The following is a 14,700-nucleotide window of genomic DNA, read 5'->3' as shown; positions in this document are numbered from 1 at the left end:
TTCTGCGGTGCGCTTTTTCTACGACACCGAATTCATTGAGGACGGCGTGACCATCGATCTGGTGTCGATCGGTGTCGTGGACGAAAGAGGCCGCGAGTTCTACGCGGTCTCGACCGATTTCGATCCCGGCAAGGCCGGCCCCTGGGTCCGCGACAACGTGCTCCCGAAACTCCCGTCGCCCGCCGACCCGGCGTGGCGCAGCCGCGAGAAGATCCGCACGGATCTGCTCGAGTTCTTCGGCAAGCCGCCCGGCGGGATCGAGCTGTGGGCCTGGTTCGCCGCCTACGACCACGTCGCGCTGGCGCAGCTGTGGGGGCCGATGCCCGCGCTGCCGCGCCAGCTGCCGCGCTTCACCCGTGACCTGCGGCAACGCTGGGAGGACGCGGGCAAGCCGAAGCTGCCGGCGGCCCCGGACGACCAGCACGACGCGCTGGCGGACGCGCGGCACAACTACCAGCGGTGGCAGATCATCGAGTCCTACTGGCAGCGTTAGTCTGTCGCGCGCTGCCGGAAACTCGCCGAAGGTGCGCCGTCCCGCTTCCACCTCGCGGTGGGTGCGGAGGGCGCCCCTTCATCGAGTTTCCGGGGGCCTTCGGCCCAAAAGAGGGCGCGCGACGGTGAAGTCTCCGTCGGGCGCAGGGCGCCCTTGGGGAGACCGTGTAGGGCACGACCAACGCGCCCAGGCGCTCAGCGGCGTGAGTCGACTGCCTCGGCCAGGGTGTCCAGCAGTTCCGCGGTCGTGTCCCACCCCAGGCAGGCGTCCGTGATCGACTGCCCGTAGGTCAGCGAAGCCGCCTCGCCGAGCGTCAGGTCCTGTCGCCCCGCCACCAGGAAACTCTCCAGCATCAGCCCCGCGATACCCCGCTCACCGGCACTGATCCGCCCGGCCAGTTCCCGCACCACCGCGGCCTGGCGCACGTGGTCCTTCGCGCTGTTGCCATGGCTCGCGTCGATGATCACGCGCTCCGGCAGTCCCGACTTCGCCAGCCGCGCCAGCGTGTCGGCCACCGTCGCGGGGTCGTAGTTCGGGCCGGCCGAGCTGCCGCGCAGGATCACGTGGCAGTCCTCGTTGCCCGCCGTGGTGATCAGCGCGGCGAGCCCGTCGGGGTTGATACCGGCGAACACGTGGCTCGCCCCGGCAGCGCGGGTCGCGTCCACGGCGACCTGGACGTCGCCCTCGGTCGAGTTCTTGATCCCCACCGGCATCGACAGCGCGCTGCACAGCTGCCGGTGCACCTGGCTCGCCGCGGTGCGGGCGCCGATGGAACCCCAGGTCACCGTGTCGGAGATGAACTGCGGGGTGATCGGGTCGAGGAACTCGCAGCCGACCGGGAGGCCGAGCGCGGAGATGTCGAGCAGCAGTTTGCGCGCCATCCGGAGACCGTGGTTGACCTCGTAGGTGCCGTCGAGGCCAGGGTCGTTGATCAGGCCCTTCCAGCCGAGTGTGGTCCGCGGCTTCTCGAAGTAGACGCGCATGACGATGTGCAGGTCGCGACGGTGTTCTTCGGCCTTGGCGGCGAGGTGGCGGGCGTAGTCGAGCGCGGCGTCCGCGTCGTGCACCGAGCAGGGCCCGACGACGACGAGGAGCCGGTCGTCCCGGCCGTCGAGGATGTCGACGGTCGAGGCCCGCCCGGCTAGGACGGTATCGGCGGTCTCCGCCGTCATCGGATGTTCGTGCCGCAGCATGGCGGGTGAAAGCAGCGGGTTGATGGCCGCCGTGCGGTGCCCGTCGAGGGCGATCAGGGTGTCAGCGGAGGGAGACATCGCGGGTCTGGTTCCTTTCGAAAGGGATACCGACCCGCGGGAACTCGCCGAGCCGGTGTGATTCCGGCTCGGGGTGGTTCGTCAGCGCAGGTTCACGCCGCCGTGCCCACCCGGGGCCGGCTTCGTAAACCAGAAATAGCGCTGCACGACGCCAAGCTAGCACATCCGTTACGCGTACCGATTCCCGAGGTGGTCCGCCCTGCACCGATCCAGAGAACTCCCGCTACGCTGGCGTCGGGACATGTGACTGTCATCTCTACGGAACACAAGACGGAGGCTTCTGATGCGTGTCGGTGTGCTGACCGGCGGTGGGGACTGCCCGGGGCTCAACGCGGTGATCCGCGGCGTGGTGCGCAAGGGCATCGAGGTGCACGGCTGGGACATCGTCGGGTTCCGCAACGGCTGGAACGGTCCCCTCACCGGGGACAGCCGCCCGCTCGGCCTGAACGACGTCGAGGACATCCTCACCCGCGGTGGCACGATCCTGCGTTCCTCGCGGACCAACCCGTACAAGGTCGACGGCGGCGTCGACAAGATCAAGGCCGTGCTCGCCGAACAGCAGGTCGACGCGCTGATCGCGATCGGCGGCGAGGACACGCTGGGTGTCGCGAAGCGGCTCACCGACGACGGCGTCGGCGTCGTCGGGGTGCCCAAGACGATCGACAACGACCTCGGCGCCACGGACTACACCTTCGGCTTCGACACGGCCGTCTCGATCGCCACCGAGGCCATCGACCGGCTGCACACCACGGCCGAGTCGCACCACCGCGCCCTGGTCGTCGAGGTCATGGGACGGCACGCGGGCTGGATCGCGCTGCACTCCGGCCTCGCCGGCGGCGCGAGCGTGATCCTGGTGCCGGAGCGGCACTTCAACGTCGACCAGGTCGTCTCGTGGGTCGAGCGCCGCTTCGAGAAGGAGTTCGCGCCGATCATCGTGGTCGCCGAGGGCGCGCTGCCCGAGGGCGGCGAGGAAAAGCTGCTGACCGGTGAGAAGGACGCCTTCGGGCACGTCCGGCTCGGCGGCATCGGCACCTGGCTGGCCGACGAGATCGCCGCCCGTACCGGCAAGGAGTCCCGTGCGGTCGTGCTCGGGCACGTCCAGCGCGGCGGCACGCCGACGGCGTACGACCGCGTGCTCGCCACCCGGTTCGGCCTCAACGCGGTCGACGCCGTGGCCGACGGCGACTTCGGCGTGATGGTGGCGCTGCGGGGCACGGACATCGTCCGCGTCAAGCTCTCCGAGGCGACCGCCGAGCTGAAGACCGTCCCGGCCGAGCGGTACGAAGAGGCCGAGGTCTTCTTCGGCTGAGCCGTTTTCCAGGAGAAGGCCCCTTACTTTGTGCTGACCTCGGGTAAGGGGCCTTCCCTGTGTTGCGGCCCCGCCCTCGCGGCGAGTTGAATCGGCCACTCGGGGGATCCTGGGTGGAAGGCGGGGCTCTCATGTCGGGGACGGGATCCAGCAGGCGCGAGTTCCTGAAGTGGCTGGCCGCGAGCGGGACCGGGGTGGCGCTCGCCGGAGTGCTGCCCGGGACGGCCGCGGCGGACACGGGCGAGATCGTCGTCATCTCCCGGGTCACGCTGATCGACGGCACGGGCTCGGCGCCGCGGCGCGACGTCTCGGTCGTGCTCTCCGGCGACCGGATCGCCTGGGTCGGCGGCTCCGGCCAGCTCCCGGAAACCGGTGGCGCGCCGGTGATCGACGGCCGCGGCAAGTACCTCATCCCGGGACTCTGGGACATGCACACCCACGGCGCGGACCTCGAAGAGATCGTCCCGCCGCTGCACCTGGCCCACGGCGTCACGGGCGCCCGCGAGATGTGGGGCTACGCGGAGAACCGCGCGACCCGGGACAAGATCGAACGCGGTGAGCTGCTCGGCCCGCGCGTCGTGCTGGGGAGCGGGATCGTCGACGGGCCGGTCACGCTCCTGGGGCCGCCGGTGCTCCAGGTGTCGACCGCGGCCGAGGCGCGCGCGGCCGTCCGCGCGGAGAAGGAAGCGGGCGCCGAGTTCGTCAAGATCTACTCCTACCTCGGCCCCGACGCGGTGCGCGCGGTCGCGGCCGAGGCCCGCGACCAGGGTCTGCGGTTCTCGGGGCACTGGCCGTACAAGCTGTCCCACGCCGAGATGAGCGACCTCGGCCAGCACAGCTTCGAGCATTTCTTCGGGGTGTCCATCCACTGCTCGTCGCGGCGGGACGAGATCCTCGCCAGGTTGAAAGCGACGCCTTACGACCCGGCGGACCCGAGGGCCTTCTTCAACCTGGCGCGGCAACTGGAGTTCGCTTCGGTGTCCGCGTACAGCCCCGCCGTCGCGCGGGCTTACTTCGGCAGGCTGCGGCGCAACGGCACCTGGCACTCGCCGACGCTCACGATCAACCGGGTCGTCACCCAGCCCGCCGAGACGCACAAGCACGACCCGCGGTTGAAGTACGTACCCGACGACATCCGGCAGAGCTGGGCCAAGGGCATCGAGCAGTTCGCGCCGAAGACGCCGGAGCAGGTCGTTCTGCAGGAGCGGTACTACCAGGAGACGCTGCGGCTGGTCGGCGTCGCGCACGACGTGGGCGTCGGGCTCATCGGCGGCACCGACTGTCTCAACCCGTACACCTTCCCCGGCAGCGGGCTGCACGAGGAACTCGCCTTCCTGGTCGAGGCCGGGCTCTCACCGGTGCACGCGCTGAAGACCGTCACGGGTGACGCGGCGAAGTTCCTCGGCAGGGAAGCGACGTCGGGCACGATCGCGGCGGGGAAGGAGGCCGACCTCGTGCTGCTGGACGCGAACCCGGCCACCGACATCCGCAACGTCGCGAAGATCGACCTGGTGATCACCCGCGGCCGTGTCCTCGACAAGACGGCGCGGGGCCGGATGCTCGACGCCGTCGAGGCCGCCGCGAACCGGCCGGTCACGAGCGCCCGGCTCCACTCCCTGGCTCGCCGGGGATGCTGCTGTTAGCCGAGCTTTTCGGCCAGCTCGACGATGATCCCGTCGGGGCCGCGGAGGTAGCAGAGCAGGTAGCTGTCCTCGAAGTTCACGACCTCGCCCACGAGCGTCGCGCCGTGCGGCCGCACGCGGTCGAGGGTGTCCCGGACGTCGTCGACCTCGAAGGCGAGGTGGCGCAGGCCGCGCGTGTTGGCGGGCGCGTGGGAGTCGCCGGGGTGGGCCTCGGGCGTGAGGTACTGGATGAGCTCGAGCCGCCCGCCACCGCCGGGGACGCACACCATCGCGACCTCCGATTTGGCCTTGTCCACCGCTGTGATGCGGTCCGCCAGCTCGTTCTCCATCGTCATCCGGCCTTCCAGTTCGAGGCCGAGCTCGACGAAGAACTCGATGGCGGCCGTGAGGTCGCTGACGATGACGCCGACGTGGTCCATCCGCTGGATGCTCATGCTGTGGTCTCCCTCGCTGTCGTGCTTGCGACCCGGGGACGGCGCCGGTTCGCCGTTCTCGACATCCTCCCCGCGATCAGATGACGAAACGCGAGGGATCGGCGGCCTCGGGTGTTGCGAAAGCCACTTTCGCAACCTTCAACGTTGCGGAAGTGGCTTTCGCAACCTTCCGGGACTCCGCCGCCCACGAGACTCGCGGAACACCGGTCCGTGAAGGCCTCCTTGAGGGACCCAGAGTCCCTCAAGGAGGCCTTCACGGACTTGGCACCTGGCAGGACACCTGTGCCTCACCGCTCCATAGAACCCTCCTACATTGCTCATGGCCAGTGAAAGCGTGCCAATTACCTGAATCGGGCACTGGTGGAACCGGTCCCGCGGCAACGCCTCTCCGTATCCAGATGACGAAACACGAGGGTCAGACGAGCGCGAGGGTGTCCAGGAGTGACACGGCCCGCGCGATGTCCTCGGTGAGCGGCCGGTCCTCGACACTCGGGTCGAGCACGGCCGCGGCGGTCTCGTAGGCGTCCCGCGCGGGCAGCGCGACGAGTTCGGCCTTCCGCATCCGCAGCGCCCGGACGGCCGCGACCAGTTCGCACGCCAGCACCTGCTGGTACGCCGCCCCTGCCGCGGTCGCCGCCCGCGCGGCCTGCGTGGAGAAGCTCGCGTGGTCCTCGATCCCGCGGGAGACGACGGCCGTGCCGAGCGTCGCCGGGAGCGCGGCCTGCCGCAGTTCGGTGAGCGCGTCGTGGGCGACGTACTCCAAGATCATCACGCCCGAACTGCCCGACGGCCCGGCCGCGAGGAACGGTCGCAGCCCGGTGAACTCCGGTTCCACCAGGTCGCCCAGCCGCGCCACGGACAGCTCGGCGACCTGGTGGACGGTCGCGCGCACCTGGTCGAGCGCGGTCGAGACGTACGCGGTGTGGAAGTGCGCGTGGTGGTAGGCGTCCTGGTGGACCGTCGAGATCATCGGGTTCTCGGTGCTGGCGTTGATCTCCACCGCGAGGACGTCGCGCAGGTAGTGGATCGCGTCCAGCGCGGGCCCCTGCACCTGCGGGAACGCCCGCAGCCCGAACGGGTCCTGGATGCGCCTGCCCGGTTTGGGCGTGCCCTCCATCCCGAGCAGCCGCCGCATTTCCGCCGCGCACGCGACCTGCCCGGCGTGCGGGCGCGCCTCGTGCACCGGAGTCGCGTACGCCTCCGGGTTCCCGTCGAGCGCGATGTACGTCAGTGCCGCGACGACGTGACTCGCTCGCGTCAGGGTGTCGAGTCGCATCGCCGCGAGGGTCGCTTCGGCCAGCGTCGCGGCGTTGCTGCTCATGAACGCGAGCGCGTCACCGGCCCGCACCGGCACCGGAGGCACGGCGCCCGACAGCCACGGTCGTTCGCCGGTGAGGGTGAGCGCGGTCTCGGCGAGCGGCGCGAGGTCGCCGGTGCCGATCGCGCCGAGCCGGTGCACCAGCGGCAGCGCGCCGGTCCGCACCGCGGTGGCCAGCGCCCCGATCAGCTCGGGACTGAGCCCGGCGCGGCCGGCCAGCAGCTGGTTGAGCCGGATCAGCATCATCGCCCTGGTCTGGCCGGGGGACATGACGTCACCGCTGCCACCGGCGTGACTGCGCAGCAGCCGCAGCCCGTGATCCGGCGACTCGCCCTCGCCGACCGGGTCCTCCTTGTTGGCGCCGACGCCGGTGGTGCGGCCGTAGACGATCCGGCGCGTGCTCAGCTCCTCGGCGAGTTTCCACGCGCTTTCCGCGCCGCGCAGCGCGGCGATCGACACGTCAATGCCCAGCGGTCCCTCGGTGCTCGCGGCGGTCACGACGTCCGCGCAGCGCAGGGTCCGGCCGTCCACCCGGATCACGGCGGCCTCCTTTCACGACCGCCCCACTATGACGCCTCAGCCGGCGGGCGGCTGCCAGGGCGGCCGGTTGCCCCAGTCCCACTTCGGCATCGGCTCGGGCACGGTGACCTCGCGACCGGGCTGCGAGAACATCACCGCGAGCCGGCTGCCCCATTCGACGTACGCGGCGAACGCGGAGCGGAACTCGGGATCGGCCGGGAGCCCGGCCTCGTCGGCGGCGTCGAAGAGCAGGTTCACCCAGCGGCGGCGCTGCTCCTCGGTGATGGCCCTGCCGAGATGCCGTCCGACCATGTGCCGATGCCCGCCGTGCTCGCGGCTGTAGGTCTCCGGGCCGCCGAACACCTCGGCGAGCCAGACCGCGACATGCTCGGGGTGGCCGGGGTCCATGTCGCGGAAGACCGGCTCCAGCAACGGGTCCTTCAGCACGTGGCCATAGAAGACCGTGGTCAGCCGCCGCAAGGCGTCCAGTCCGCCCGCCCATGCGTACAACGTCGGCGTCTCGGTCACGTAATGTCCTCCCAGCGGCACTGTTCTCCGGATCCGGCAAGGCAACCACCTCGGATCGGGTGGGACAACCGCTTACTTTTCGGTGCGTACCGACGGGAGCGGCCATGAAGCGGTATCACTGCGCGGTCGAACTCGCCGTCGACGTCATCGGCGGCAAGTGGAAGCCGGTGATCCTGGCGCAGCTGAAGGAAGGCGTGCACCGGTACGGCGAACTGCGGCGCCGGATGCCGGACGTCAGCGAGAAGATGCTGATCCAGCACCTGCGCGAGCTGGAGGCGGACGGCCTCGTGCTTCGCGAGAGCCGGGAGGGCCGGGTGCCGCACGTCGAATACCGGCTCACCGAGGACGGCGACCGGTTACGCCCCGTGCTCGAAGCGCTCTACGCGTGGGGGACGCGGCGCGCGGCCGACCGCGGCATCACGTTCGAGCCGTTACCTATTCACTGACTGTCGTCGTCAAGGTGCCGTTCGAGCGCGTCGATCCGGCCTTCCCAGAACCGGCGGTACGGCGCGAGCCAGGCGTCGACCTCCGCGAGTGGTTCCGGACGGAGCCGGTAGCAGCGGCGCTGGGCCGCGACGCGGACGGTGACCAGACCCGCCTCGCGTAGGACACGCAGGTGTTTCGATACGGCCGGTTGGCTCAGTTCGAGGACCTCGACCAGCTCGTTGACCGACCGTTCGCCGTCGCGCAGGAGGTCGAGGATGGTCCTCCGCCGAGGCTCGGCGAGGATCTCGAAAGTCTGCATCATCCGGGAAATGTGCCTGGTGCGGCATATTTCCGTCAAGGAATGTTCGAAAATGTCCATCCGAAAGTCTTGGTCTGAACCATTGACGGAGTGGTCTAGTCCACTTAGCTTGTGCGTGTCCCGCCGCAGTCCTCTCGTCACCGCCGGTGACCGTGAAGGGAGAACGCATGTCCCGTTCGAGCAGGCTCACCGCGATCGTCGGTGCCGCGGCCGTCGCGCTGGGCGCGCTGGCCGTCGCCGCACCGGCGCAGCAGGCGACAGCCGCTCCCGAGGCGACGGACGCCTCGGTCGGCAAGGTCCTCGGGTACTTCGCCGAATGGGGCGTCTACCAGCGGAACTATCACGTCAAGAACATCGACACGTCGGGTTCGGCGAGCAAGCTGACCCATATCAACTACTCGTTCGGCAACGTGACCGGAGGCGGCTGCGCCCTCGGTGACGCCGAAGCGGCGACCAGCAAGTTCTACGACGCCGCGGGCAGTGTCGACGGGGTCGCCGACAGCTGGGACAACGGCGCGCTGCGCGGGAACTTCAACCAGCTGAAGAAGCTCAAGGCCAAGTACCCGAACCTCAAGGTACTGTGGTCCTTCGGCGGCTGGACCTGGTCCGGTGGCTTCGGCGAGGCGGCGAAGAACCCCGCCAAGTTCGCCGAGTCCTGCTACAACCTGGTCAACGACCCGCGCTGGGCCGGGGTCTTCGACGGCATCGACATCGACTGGGAGTACCCGAACACCTGCGGTCTCTCCTGTGACACCAGCGGCGCGGCCGCGATCAAGAACCTCGCGCAGGCCCTGCGGGAGAAGTTCGGCTCGAAGCTGGTCACCGCCGCGATCACCGCGGACGGCACCGACGGCGGCAAGATCGACGCCGCGGACTACGGCGGCGCGGCGCAGTACTTCGACTGGTACAACGTCATGACCTACGACTACTTCGGCGCCTGGGCCGCGCAGGGCCCGACCGCCCCGCACTCGCCGCTGAACGACTACGCGGGCATCCCGACCGCCGGCTTCCACTCCGACGCGGCGATCCAGAAGCTCAAGAGCAAGGGTGTCCCGGCGAACAAGCTGCTACTGGGCATCGGCTTCTACGGCCGCGGCTGGACCGGCGTCACCCAGGACGCTCCGGGCGGCACCGCGACCGGCCCGGCGGCGGGCACCGAACCGGGCATCCAGGACTACAAGGTCCTGAAGACCACCTGCCCGGCCACCGGAACCGTGGCGGGCACCGCCTACGCCAAGTGCGGCAGCGACTGGTGGAGCTACGACACCCCGGCGACCATCGGCGGGAAGGTCACTTACGCCAAGAACCAGGGTCTCGGCGGCGCCTTCTTCTGGGAGCTCTCCGGTGACACGGCCGACGGTGAGCTGATCACCGCTCTGGCCAAGTAAAGCCCTTCCGGGCGCGCGTGAAGGCCCCCTTCCCTCTGCTCAGCCGAGGGAAGGGGGCCTTCACGCGCTTCTGTCGGTGGCGAGGATTACGGTCTGCGTATGGGTTTCGAGGGTTTCGGCGAGTACGCCATCGACTTCTACGACGGTCTGGAGGCCGACAACTCCAAGTCCTACTGGGACGCGAACCTCGCCACCTACAAGGCCGACGTCCGTGCGCCGATGGAGGCGCTGCTCGCGGAGCTGGTGCCGGAGTTCGGCGACGGCTTCGGCGAGGGGAAGGTGTTCCGGCCGTACCGCGACGTCCGGTTCGCCAAGGACAAGACGCCGTACAAGACCCACTGCGGCGCGGTGATCGAGCAGGGTCGCGGCGGCGGCGCGTACTACGTCGAGGTCGGCCCGGCCGGGCTGCGCGTCGGCGGTGGCTGCTTCCACTTCGAGTCCGATCAGCTCGCCCGCTTCCGCAAGGCCGTCGACACCGAACTGCGGGGCGCCGAGCTGGCCAAGATCCTCGCGAAGCTGGAGAAGGCGGGCTGGGAGGTCAAGGGGGACAGGCTCAAGTCGAAGCCGCGCGGGTTCGCGGAAGACCACCCGCGCATCGACCTCCTCAAGTACCGCTCCGTGTACGCCGTCCGCGGCTGGGAGCCGGACGACGTCCTGCACGAACGCGGCGCGCTCGACCGGGTGCGGAAGGCGTGGCGGCAGGTCCGCGCGTTCAACGAGTGGGCGCGGGACCGCGTCGGACCGAGCGAGAAGCCGCGCCGATAACCATCGAACCGGGTTCGGCAGTTGCCCGTCGCCCAGGTCAACTGACACTTTTCTTGAACTTTCGGTATCGGTAAAGACGTACGTCCGATGAGGGACTACGCTGTGCGAACGTGAGCCGACGCGCGAAGATCGTTTGTACCCTGGGCCCCGCGACCGCTACGCCGGAGAAGATGCGGCAACTCGTCGACGCCGGGATGGACGTCGCGAGGATGAACTTCAGCCACGGGACGCACAGCGACCACAAGCAGGTCTACGACCTCATCCGCACCGCCGCCGCCGAATCCGGCCGCGCGGTGGGCATCCTCGCCGACCTCCAGGGCCCGAAGATCCGTCTCGGCACCTTCGCGGGCGGCCCGGTCGAGTGGCACAACGGCGACATCGTGCGCATCACCGTCGAGGACGTCGCGGGTACCCACGACCGCGTCTCGACCACCTACAAGGGACTCGCCGACGACGCGAAGCCCGGCGACCGGCTCCTGGTGGACGACGGCAAGGTCGGCCTCGTGGTCAAGCAGGTCGAGGGCCCGGACGTCGTCTGCGAGGTCACCGAAGGCGGCCCCGTCAGCAACAACAAGGGCGTCTCCCTGCCGGGCATGGACGTCTCCGTGCCGGCGCTGTCCGAAAAGGACATCGAAGACCTCGAGTTCGCGCTCGAACTCGGCGTGGACTTCATCGCGCTGTCGTTCGTCCGCTCGCCCGCCGACATCGACCTGGTCCACCAGGTGATGGACCGCGTCGGCAAGGGCCGCCTCCCGGTGGTCGCGAAGATCGAGAAGCCCGAAGCGGTCTACAACCTCGAAGCCATCGTGCTGGCCTTCGACGCGGTGATGATCGCCCGCGGCGACCTGGGCGTCGAACTCCCGCTGGAGCAGGTCCCGCTGGTGCAGAAGCGCACCATCCAGATCGCCCGCGAGAACGCGAAGCCGGTCATCGTCGCGACGCAGATGCTCGAGTCGATGATCAACAGCTCCCGTCCGACCCGCGCGGAGGCCTCGGACGTCGCCAACGCGGTGCTCGACGGGGCGGACGCCCTCATGCTCTCGGGCGAGACCAGCGTCGGCCGCTACGCCATCGACGTGGTCAAGACCATGGGCCGGATCATCGAGGCCGTCGAGACCGACTCGCCGGTCGTGCCGCCCCTGTCGCACGTCCCGCGCACCAAGCGCGGCGTCATCTCCTACGCCGCCCGTGACATCGGCGAGCGGCTGAACGCCAAGGCCCTGGTCGCTTTCACCCAGTCCGGTGACACCGTCCGGCGGCTCGCGCGGCTGCACACGCGGCTGCCGCTGCTGGCGTTCACCCCGGAGGAGAGCGTCCGCAGCCAGCTCGCGATGACCTGGGGCACGACGACGCGGATCGTGCCGAAGGTGGGCTCCACCGACCAGATGATCCAGCAGGTCGACCACGCGATGCTCGAAATGGGCAAGTACGCCAAGGGCGACCTGGTGGTCATCGTCGCCGGCTCCCCGCCCGGGACCGTCGGCTCGACCAACCTCATCCGGGTGCACCGCCTCGGCGAGGACGACCACGCCTGACGCTGTCTTGAAGTACATGAAGGCCCCCTTCCTTGCGCCTAGGTACAGGAAGGGGGCCTTCATGTACTTCGTCGCGAAGGTGGCCTTCGCGACAAACGTCCCGCCTCGCGGAGGCCCGGGACACCCTTACGGCCTAAAGTTCAGGTCATGACTGAGATGGCCAGGGAAGCCGCGGCCGGTTTCGACAGCACCGGCGGCGTCGGCGGTCAGCCGGTGCTCGACAAGCTGGTCGCCCTGCTGGACTTGGAGAAGATCGAGGAGAACATCTTCCGCGGCGTCTCGCCGGCGCATTCGCCGGTGCGGGTGTTCGGCGGGCAGGTCGCGGGGCAGGCGCTGGTCGCCGCCGGCCGCACCGTGCCCGAGGAGCGGAAGGTCCACTCGCTGCACGCGTACTTCATCCGCGGCGGCGACCCCAGCGTCCCGATCGTCTACGAGGTCGACCGCATCCGCGACGGCCGCTCGTTCACCACCCGCCGCGTCGTGGGCATCCAGCACGGCAAGGCGATCTTCTCGCTTTCCGCGTCGTTCCAGAAGGACGAGGGCGGTATCGAGCACTCCGAGGGCATGCCGGACGTCCCGGATCCCGAGTCGCTCCCGACGTTGCAGGAGCGGGCCGAGGGCTACTTCCTCGGTCACCACGACCGGCCGCGCCCGATCGACCTGCGCTACGTCAACGACCCGCCGTGGGTGACCCGGAAGTCCGGTGAGCTGCCCGCCCGCAACCAGGTCTGGATGCGGGCCGACGGCAAGCTCCCGGACCAGCAGTTGCTGCATGTCTGCGTCCTGACCTACGCCTCCGACATGACGCTCCTGGACTCGGTCCTCGCCCGCCACGGCGTCTACTGGGACCTCGACAAGGTGATCGGCGCGAGCCTCGACCACGCGCTCTGGTTCCACCGTCCGTTCCGGGCCGACGAGTGGTTCCTCTACGACAGCGCGTCCCCGACGGCGTCGGGTGCCCGCGGTCTGGCCACCGGACGGTTTTTCGCCGCGGACGGAACGCATATCGCCACCGTTGTCCAGGAAGGTCTTCTCCGGGTGGTGTGAACGGTGACGTTCCGCATCCGAGAAGCGCCTTGTCCACCCTTTAGAGGGAATGGCGAAAGGCGATAACATCTGGGATCAGAGTATTGCGGAATGGCCGGGAATAAAGGGAGGGCCGGAACCGATCGGGGGACGGCTCCGGCCCTGCACCGGGGGTGAATCCGGCTCGACGGGTATCCTCTCGGAAGCCCATCGGTGCAGCTCGCGGCCCCGCGCCCGTGCCGCGAGCGGATCCGCCGCCGCCGATGAAGGCGGGCGTACCGCGTTGCACAATGCTCAACCTACAGCGGCAATCTGCAAATTGCAGGATGAAAATCGGACGCGTCGGAAAATGGTCGTGTGACCATCTCACCGAATGTGTCTCGGGCTGGTTAGATGTGCTTCGTGCGGGGTTACTGAACACTGTTCTCCTCGCCGCGTCGTGATCGGTGTTGCTCGGACAGCTTGTGGAGGTGCCGTGATGACGAGGGGTCAGGGACCCACCGTGCGCCGCCGACGGCTGGCGAGCGAATTGAGGCGGTTGCGCGAGGCGGCCGACCTCACGATCGACGAGGTCAGCGAGAAACTCGAATGCTCGGCGTCGAAGGTCAGCCGCATCGAGACCGGGCACGTCGGGGTCACCCCGCGCGACGCGCGCGACATGCTCGAGCTGTACGGCATCGCGGGCGACGAGCAGGAGGCGCTCGTCCAGCTGGCCAGGGAAGCCCGCAAACGCGGCTGGTGGCACGCGTACAACGAGGTGTTCACCGGCACCTTCGTCGGCTTGGAGGCGGACGCGAGTTCGCTGCGGGCCTTCCAAGCACTGCTGGTGCCGGGCCTGTTGCAGACCGAGCGCTACGCCAAGGCCGTGATCAGGGCGATGCGGCCCGACGCCGAGGACGCCGAGATCCGGCGCCGGGTGGCGGCGCGGATGGCGCGGCAGGAACTGCTGACCGACCCTTCGCCCCCGGAGTACTGGGCCGTGATGGACGAGGCGGTCCTGCACCGCACGGTCGACGGCGCCGAGGTGATGGCGGAACAGCTGTACCGGATGGTCACGATGGCGGCCCAGCCGAACGTGACCGTCCAGATCGTGCCGTTCGGCGCGGGTGCCCATCCCGGGATGGAGGGTCCGTTCCTCATCATGGGCTTCCCCGAACTGGCCGACACCGACGTGGTCTACGTCGACAGCACCTCCAGCGGGCTCTACCTGGAGGAACCCCCGGACGTCCGGCGATACGCGTTGATGTTCGACCATCTCCGTGCCGCCGCGTTGAAACCGGACGACTCGGTCGAGGTGATCGCCGAGGCCGCCGGCAGGTTCGCCGAAGAGGCCGCCCTGCCGAAGAAAGTCCCCGGAAACGAGTAAGGAGTGGGGAGCATGACGCCCAACGATGATCTTTCCCAGGCCCGGTGGTTCAAGAGCAGCCACAGTGGCGGCGGCAACGACTGCGTCGAGGTCGCCTTCACCGGTTCCGGTGCCGCCCTGAGGGACTCCAAGGATCCCGAGGGAGGTGCCTTCCGCCTGTCGCCGAACGCTTGGCGGGGGCTGCTCGGCGCGGTGCGCCCGAGTGGCCCGGCTCACGCCCAGACACGCTGAAACTCGACCCCTTACGCCCCCCGAGCAGGGGATGGGCCGGCGTAAGGGGTCGAATCACGTCCGGGTGTAGGCGATCACCCGATGCCTCAGGGCACCCCTCAGGACGAATCTGATCACTACCAAACAAGG

The 14,700-nt window shown here is 69.2% G+C and carries 15 protein-coding genes; 10 read left to right on the top strand and 5 right to left on the bottom strand.

Annotated features, from left to right (window positions below; all coding sequences use genetic code 11):
- Positions 1 to 7 precede the first annotated feature (7 nt).
- Complete coding sequence (locus B0293_RS09875) at positions 8 to 493, top strand: polyadenylate-specific 3'-exoribonuclease AS (protein ID WP_005164559.1); 486 nt, start codon at positions 8 to 10, stop codon at positions 491 to 493.
- A 194-nt stretch (positions 494 to 687) separates the two neighbouring features.
- Here the strand turns inward: B0293_RS09875 and B0293_RS09870 are convergent, their stop codons facing one another.
- Positions 688 to 1,764, bottom strand: a complete 1,077-nt coding sequence (locus tag B0293_RS09870; RefSeq protein ID WP_005164558.1) for a 3-deoxy-7-phosphoheptulonate synthase — start codon at positions 1,762 to 1,764, stop codon at positions 688 to 690.
- 283 nt (positions 1,765 to 2,047) lie between these two features.
- Here B0293_RS09870 and B0293_RS09865 point away from each other — a divergent pair, with 283 nt between their 5' ends.
- Together B0293_RS09865 and B0293_RS09860 are read left to right on the top strand one after the other, a co-directional pair.
- Positions 2,048 to 3,073 carry a 6-phosphofructokinase gene (locus B0293_RS09865; protein WP_005164556.1) on the top strand — a complete coding sequence of 342 codons (1,026 nt, stop codon included), beginning with the start codon at positions 2,048 to 2,050 and terminating at the stop codon, positions 3,071 to 3,073.
- A gap of 131 nt (positions 3,074 to 3,204) precedes the next feature.
- A complete protein-coding gene (locus tag B0293_RS09860) occupies positions 3,205 to 4,716 on the top strand; it encodes an amidohydrolase family protein (protein WP_039919273.1) in 1,512 nt (503 codons plus the stop codon).
- Here B0293_RS09860 and B0293_RS09855 read toward each other — a convergent pair.
- The 3 genes from B0293_RS09855 to B0293_RS09840 all read right to left on the bottom strand — a co-directional run bounded on the left by B0293_RS09855 (position 4,713) and on the right by B0293_RS09840 (position 7,515).
- Complete coding sequence (locus B0293_RS09855) at positions 4,713 to 5,150, bottom strand: VOC family protein (protein WP_005164552.1); 438 nt, start codon at positions 5,148 to 5,150, stop codon at positions 4,713 to 4,715. The genes B0293_RS09860 and B0293_RS09855 overlap by 4 nt on opposite strands.
- A gap of 415 nt (positions 5,151 to 5,565) precedes the next feature.
- Positions 5,566 to 7,008: an aromatic amino acid ammonia-lyase gene (locus B0293_RS09845; RefSeq protein ID WP_005164550.1), complete on the bottom strand. Its 1,443-nt coding sequence runs from the start codon at positions 7,006 to 7,008 to the stop codon at positions 5,566 to 5,568.
- Positions 7,009 to 7,044: 36 nt separating this feature from the next.
- Positions 7,045 to 7,515: a group II truncated hemoglobin gene (locus B0293_RS09840; RefSeq protein WP_039919272.1), complete on the bottom strand. Its 471-nt coding sequence runs from the start codon at positions 7,513 to 7,515 to the stop codon at positions 7,045 to 7,047.
- A 104-nt stretch (positions 7,516 to 7,619) separates the two neighbouring features.
- Between B0293_RS09840 and B0293_RS09835 the strand changes: the two genes are divergently transcribed.
- Complete coding sequence (locus tag B0293_RS09835) at positions 7,620 to 7,961, top strand: winged helix-turn-helix transcriptional regulator (protein WP_005164547.1); 342 nt, start codon at positions 7,620 to 7,622, stop codon at positions 7,959 to 7,961.
- On the opposite strand, the gene B0293_RS09830 is transcribed toward B0293_RS09835, so the two are convergent.
- On the bottom strand, positions 7,955 to 8,263 hold the full coding sequence (locus B0293_RS09830) for an ArsR/SmtB family transcription factor (RefSeq protein ID WP_005164545.1): 309 nt from the start codon (positions 8,261 to 8,263) through the stop codon (positions 7,955 to 7,957). The genes B0293_RS09835 and B0293_RS09830 overlap by 7 nt on opposite strands.
- Positions 8,264 to 8,427: 164 nt before the next feature.
- Between B0293_RS09830 and B0293_RS09825 the strand changes: the two genes are divergently transcribed.
- From B0293_RS09825 to B0293_RS09800, 6 genes are all read left to right on the top strand, one after another.
- On the top strand, positions 8,428 to 9,648 hold the full coding sequence (locus tag B0293_RS09825; RefSeq protein WP_005164543.1) for a glycoside hydrolase family 18 protein: 1,221 nt from the start codon (positions 8,428 to 8,430) through the stop codon (positions 9,646 to 9,648).
- Between the two features lie 99 nt (positions 9,649 to 9,747).
- Entirely contained in the window at positions 9,748 to 10,413 is a 666-nt protein-coding gene (locus B0293_RS09820) for a DUF2461 domain-containing protein (protein ID WP_005166098.1), read from the top strand.
- A 110-nt stretch (positions 10,414 to 10,523) separates the two neighbouring features.
- Positions 10,524 to 11,948 carry a pyruvate kinase gene (gene pyk, locus B0293_RS09815; protein ID WP_007033718.1) on the top strand — a complete coding sequence of 475 codons (1,425 nt, stop codon included), beginning with the start codon at positions 10,524 to 10,526 and terminating at the stop codon, positions 11,946 to 11,948.
- Positions 11,949 to 12,095: 147 nt separating this feature from the next.
- Positions 12,096 to 12,995: an acyl-CoA thioesterase gene (locus B0293_RS09810; protein WP_039919526.1), complete on the top strand. Its 900-nt coding sequence runs from the start codon at positions 12,096 to 12,098 to the stop codon at positions 12,993 to 12,995.
- Between the two features lie 457 nt (positions 12,996 to 13,452).
- A complete protein-coding gene (locus B0293_RS09805) occupies positions 13,453 to 14,340 on the top strand; it encodes a helix-turn-helix domain-containing protein (protein ID WP_039919525.1) in 888 nt (295 codons plus the stop codon).
- A 12-nt stretch (positions 14,341 to 14,352) separates the two neighbouring features.
- Positions 14,353 to 14,571, top strand: a complete 219-nt coding sequence (locus B0293_RS09800; protein ID WP_005166089.1) for a DUF397 domain-containing protein — start codon at positions 14,353 to 14,355, stop codon at positions 14,569 to 14,571.
- Positions 14,572 to 14,700: the final 129 nt, after the last annotated feature.

The organism is Amycolatopsis azurea DSM 43854, from assembly GCF_001995215.1.
Taxonomy (GTDB): domain Bacteria; phylum Actinomycetota; class Actinomycetes; order Mycobacteriales; family Pseudonocardiaceae; genus Amycolatopsis; species Amycolatopsis azurea.
Note: the sequence above shows the minus strand (reverse complement) of the source record. Positions and strands in the feature narration are given on the sequence as shown.

What these genes read in the sequence shown, in the direction of transcription:
- B0293_RS09870 (WP_005164558.1), bottom strand. Translation starts at nt 1,764, where the DNA reads ATGTCTCCCTCCGCTGACACCCTGATCGCCCTCGACGGGCACCGCACG.
- B0293_RS09865 (WP_005164556.1), top strand. Translation starts at nt 2,048, where the DNA reads ATGCGTGTCGGTGTGCTGACCGGCGGTGGGGACTGCCCGGGGCTCAAC.
- B0293_RS09860 (WP_039919273.1), top strand. Translation starts at nt 3,205, where the DNA reads ATGTCGGGGACGGGATCCAGCAGGCGCGAGTTCCTGAAGTGGCTGGCC.
- B0293_RS09855 (WP_005164552.1), bottom strand. Translation starts at nt 5,150, where the DNA reads ATGAGCATCCAGCGGATGGACCACGTCGGCGTCATCGTCAGCGACCTC.
- B0293_RS09835 (WP_005164547.1), top strand. Translation starts at nt 7,620, where the DNA reads ATGAAGCGGTATCACTGCGCGGTCGAACTCGCCGTCGACGTCATCGGC.
- B0293_RS09830 (WP_005164545.1), bottom strand. Translation starts at nt 8,263, where the DNA reads ATGATGCAGACTTTCGAGATCCTCGCCGAGCCTCGGCGGAGGACCATC.
- B0293_RS09825 (WP_005164543.1), top strand. Translation starts at nt 8,428, where the DNA reads ATGTCCCGTTCGAGCAGGCTCACCGCGATCGTCGGTGCCGCGGCCGTC.
- B0293_RS09820 (WP_005166098.1), top strand. Translation starts at nt 9,748, where the DNA reads ATGGGTTTCGAGGGTTTCGGCGAGTACGCCATCGACTTCTACGACGGT.
- B0293_RS09810 (WP_039919526.1), top strand. Translation starts at nt 12,096, where the DNA reads ATGACTGAGATGGCCAGGGAAGCCGCGGCCGGTTTCGACAGCACCGGC.
- B0293_RS09805 (WP_039919525.1), top strand. Translation starts at nt 13,453, where the DNA reads ATGACGAGGGGTCAGGGACCCACCGTGCGCCGCCGACGGCTGGCGAGC.
- B0293_RS09800 (WP_005166089.1), top strand. Translation starts at nt 14,353, where the DNA reads ATGACGCCCAACGATGATCTTTCCCAGGCCCGGTGGTTCAAGAGCAGC.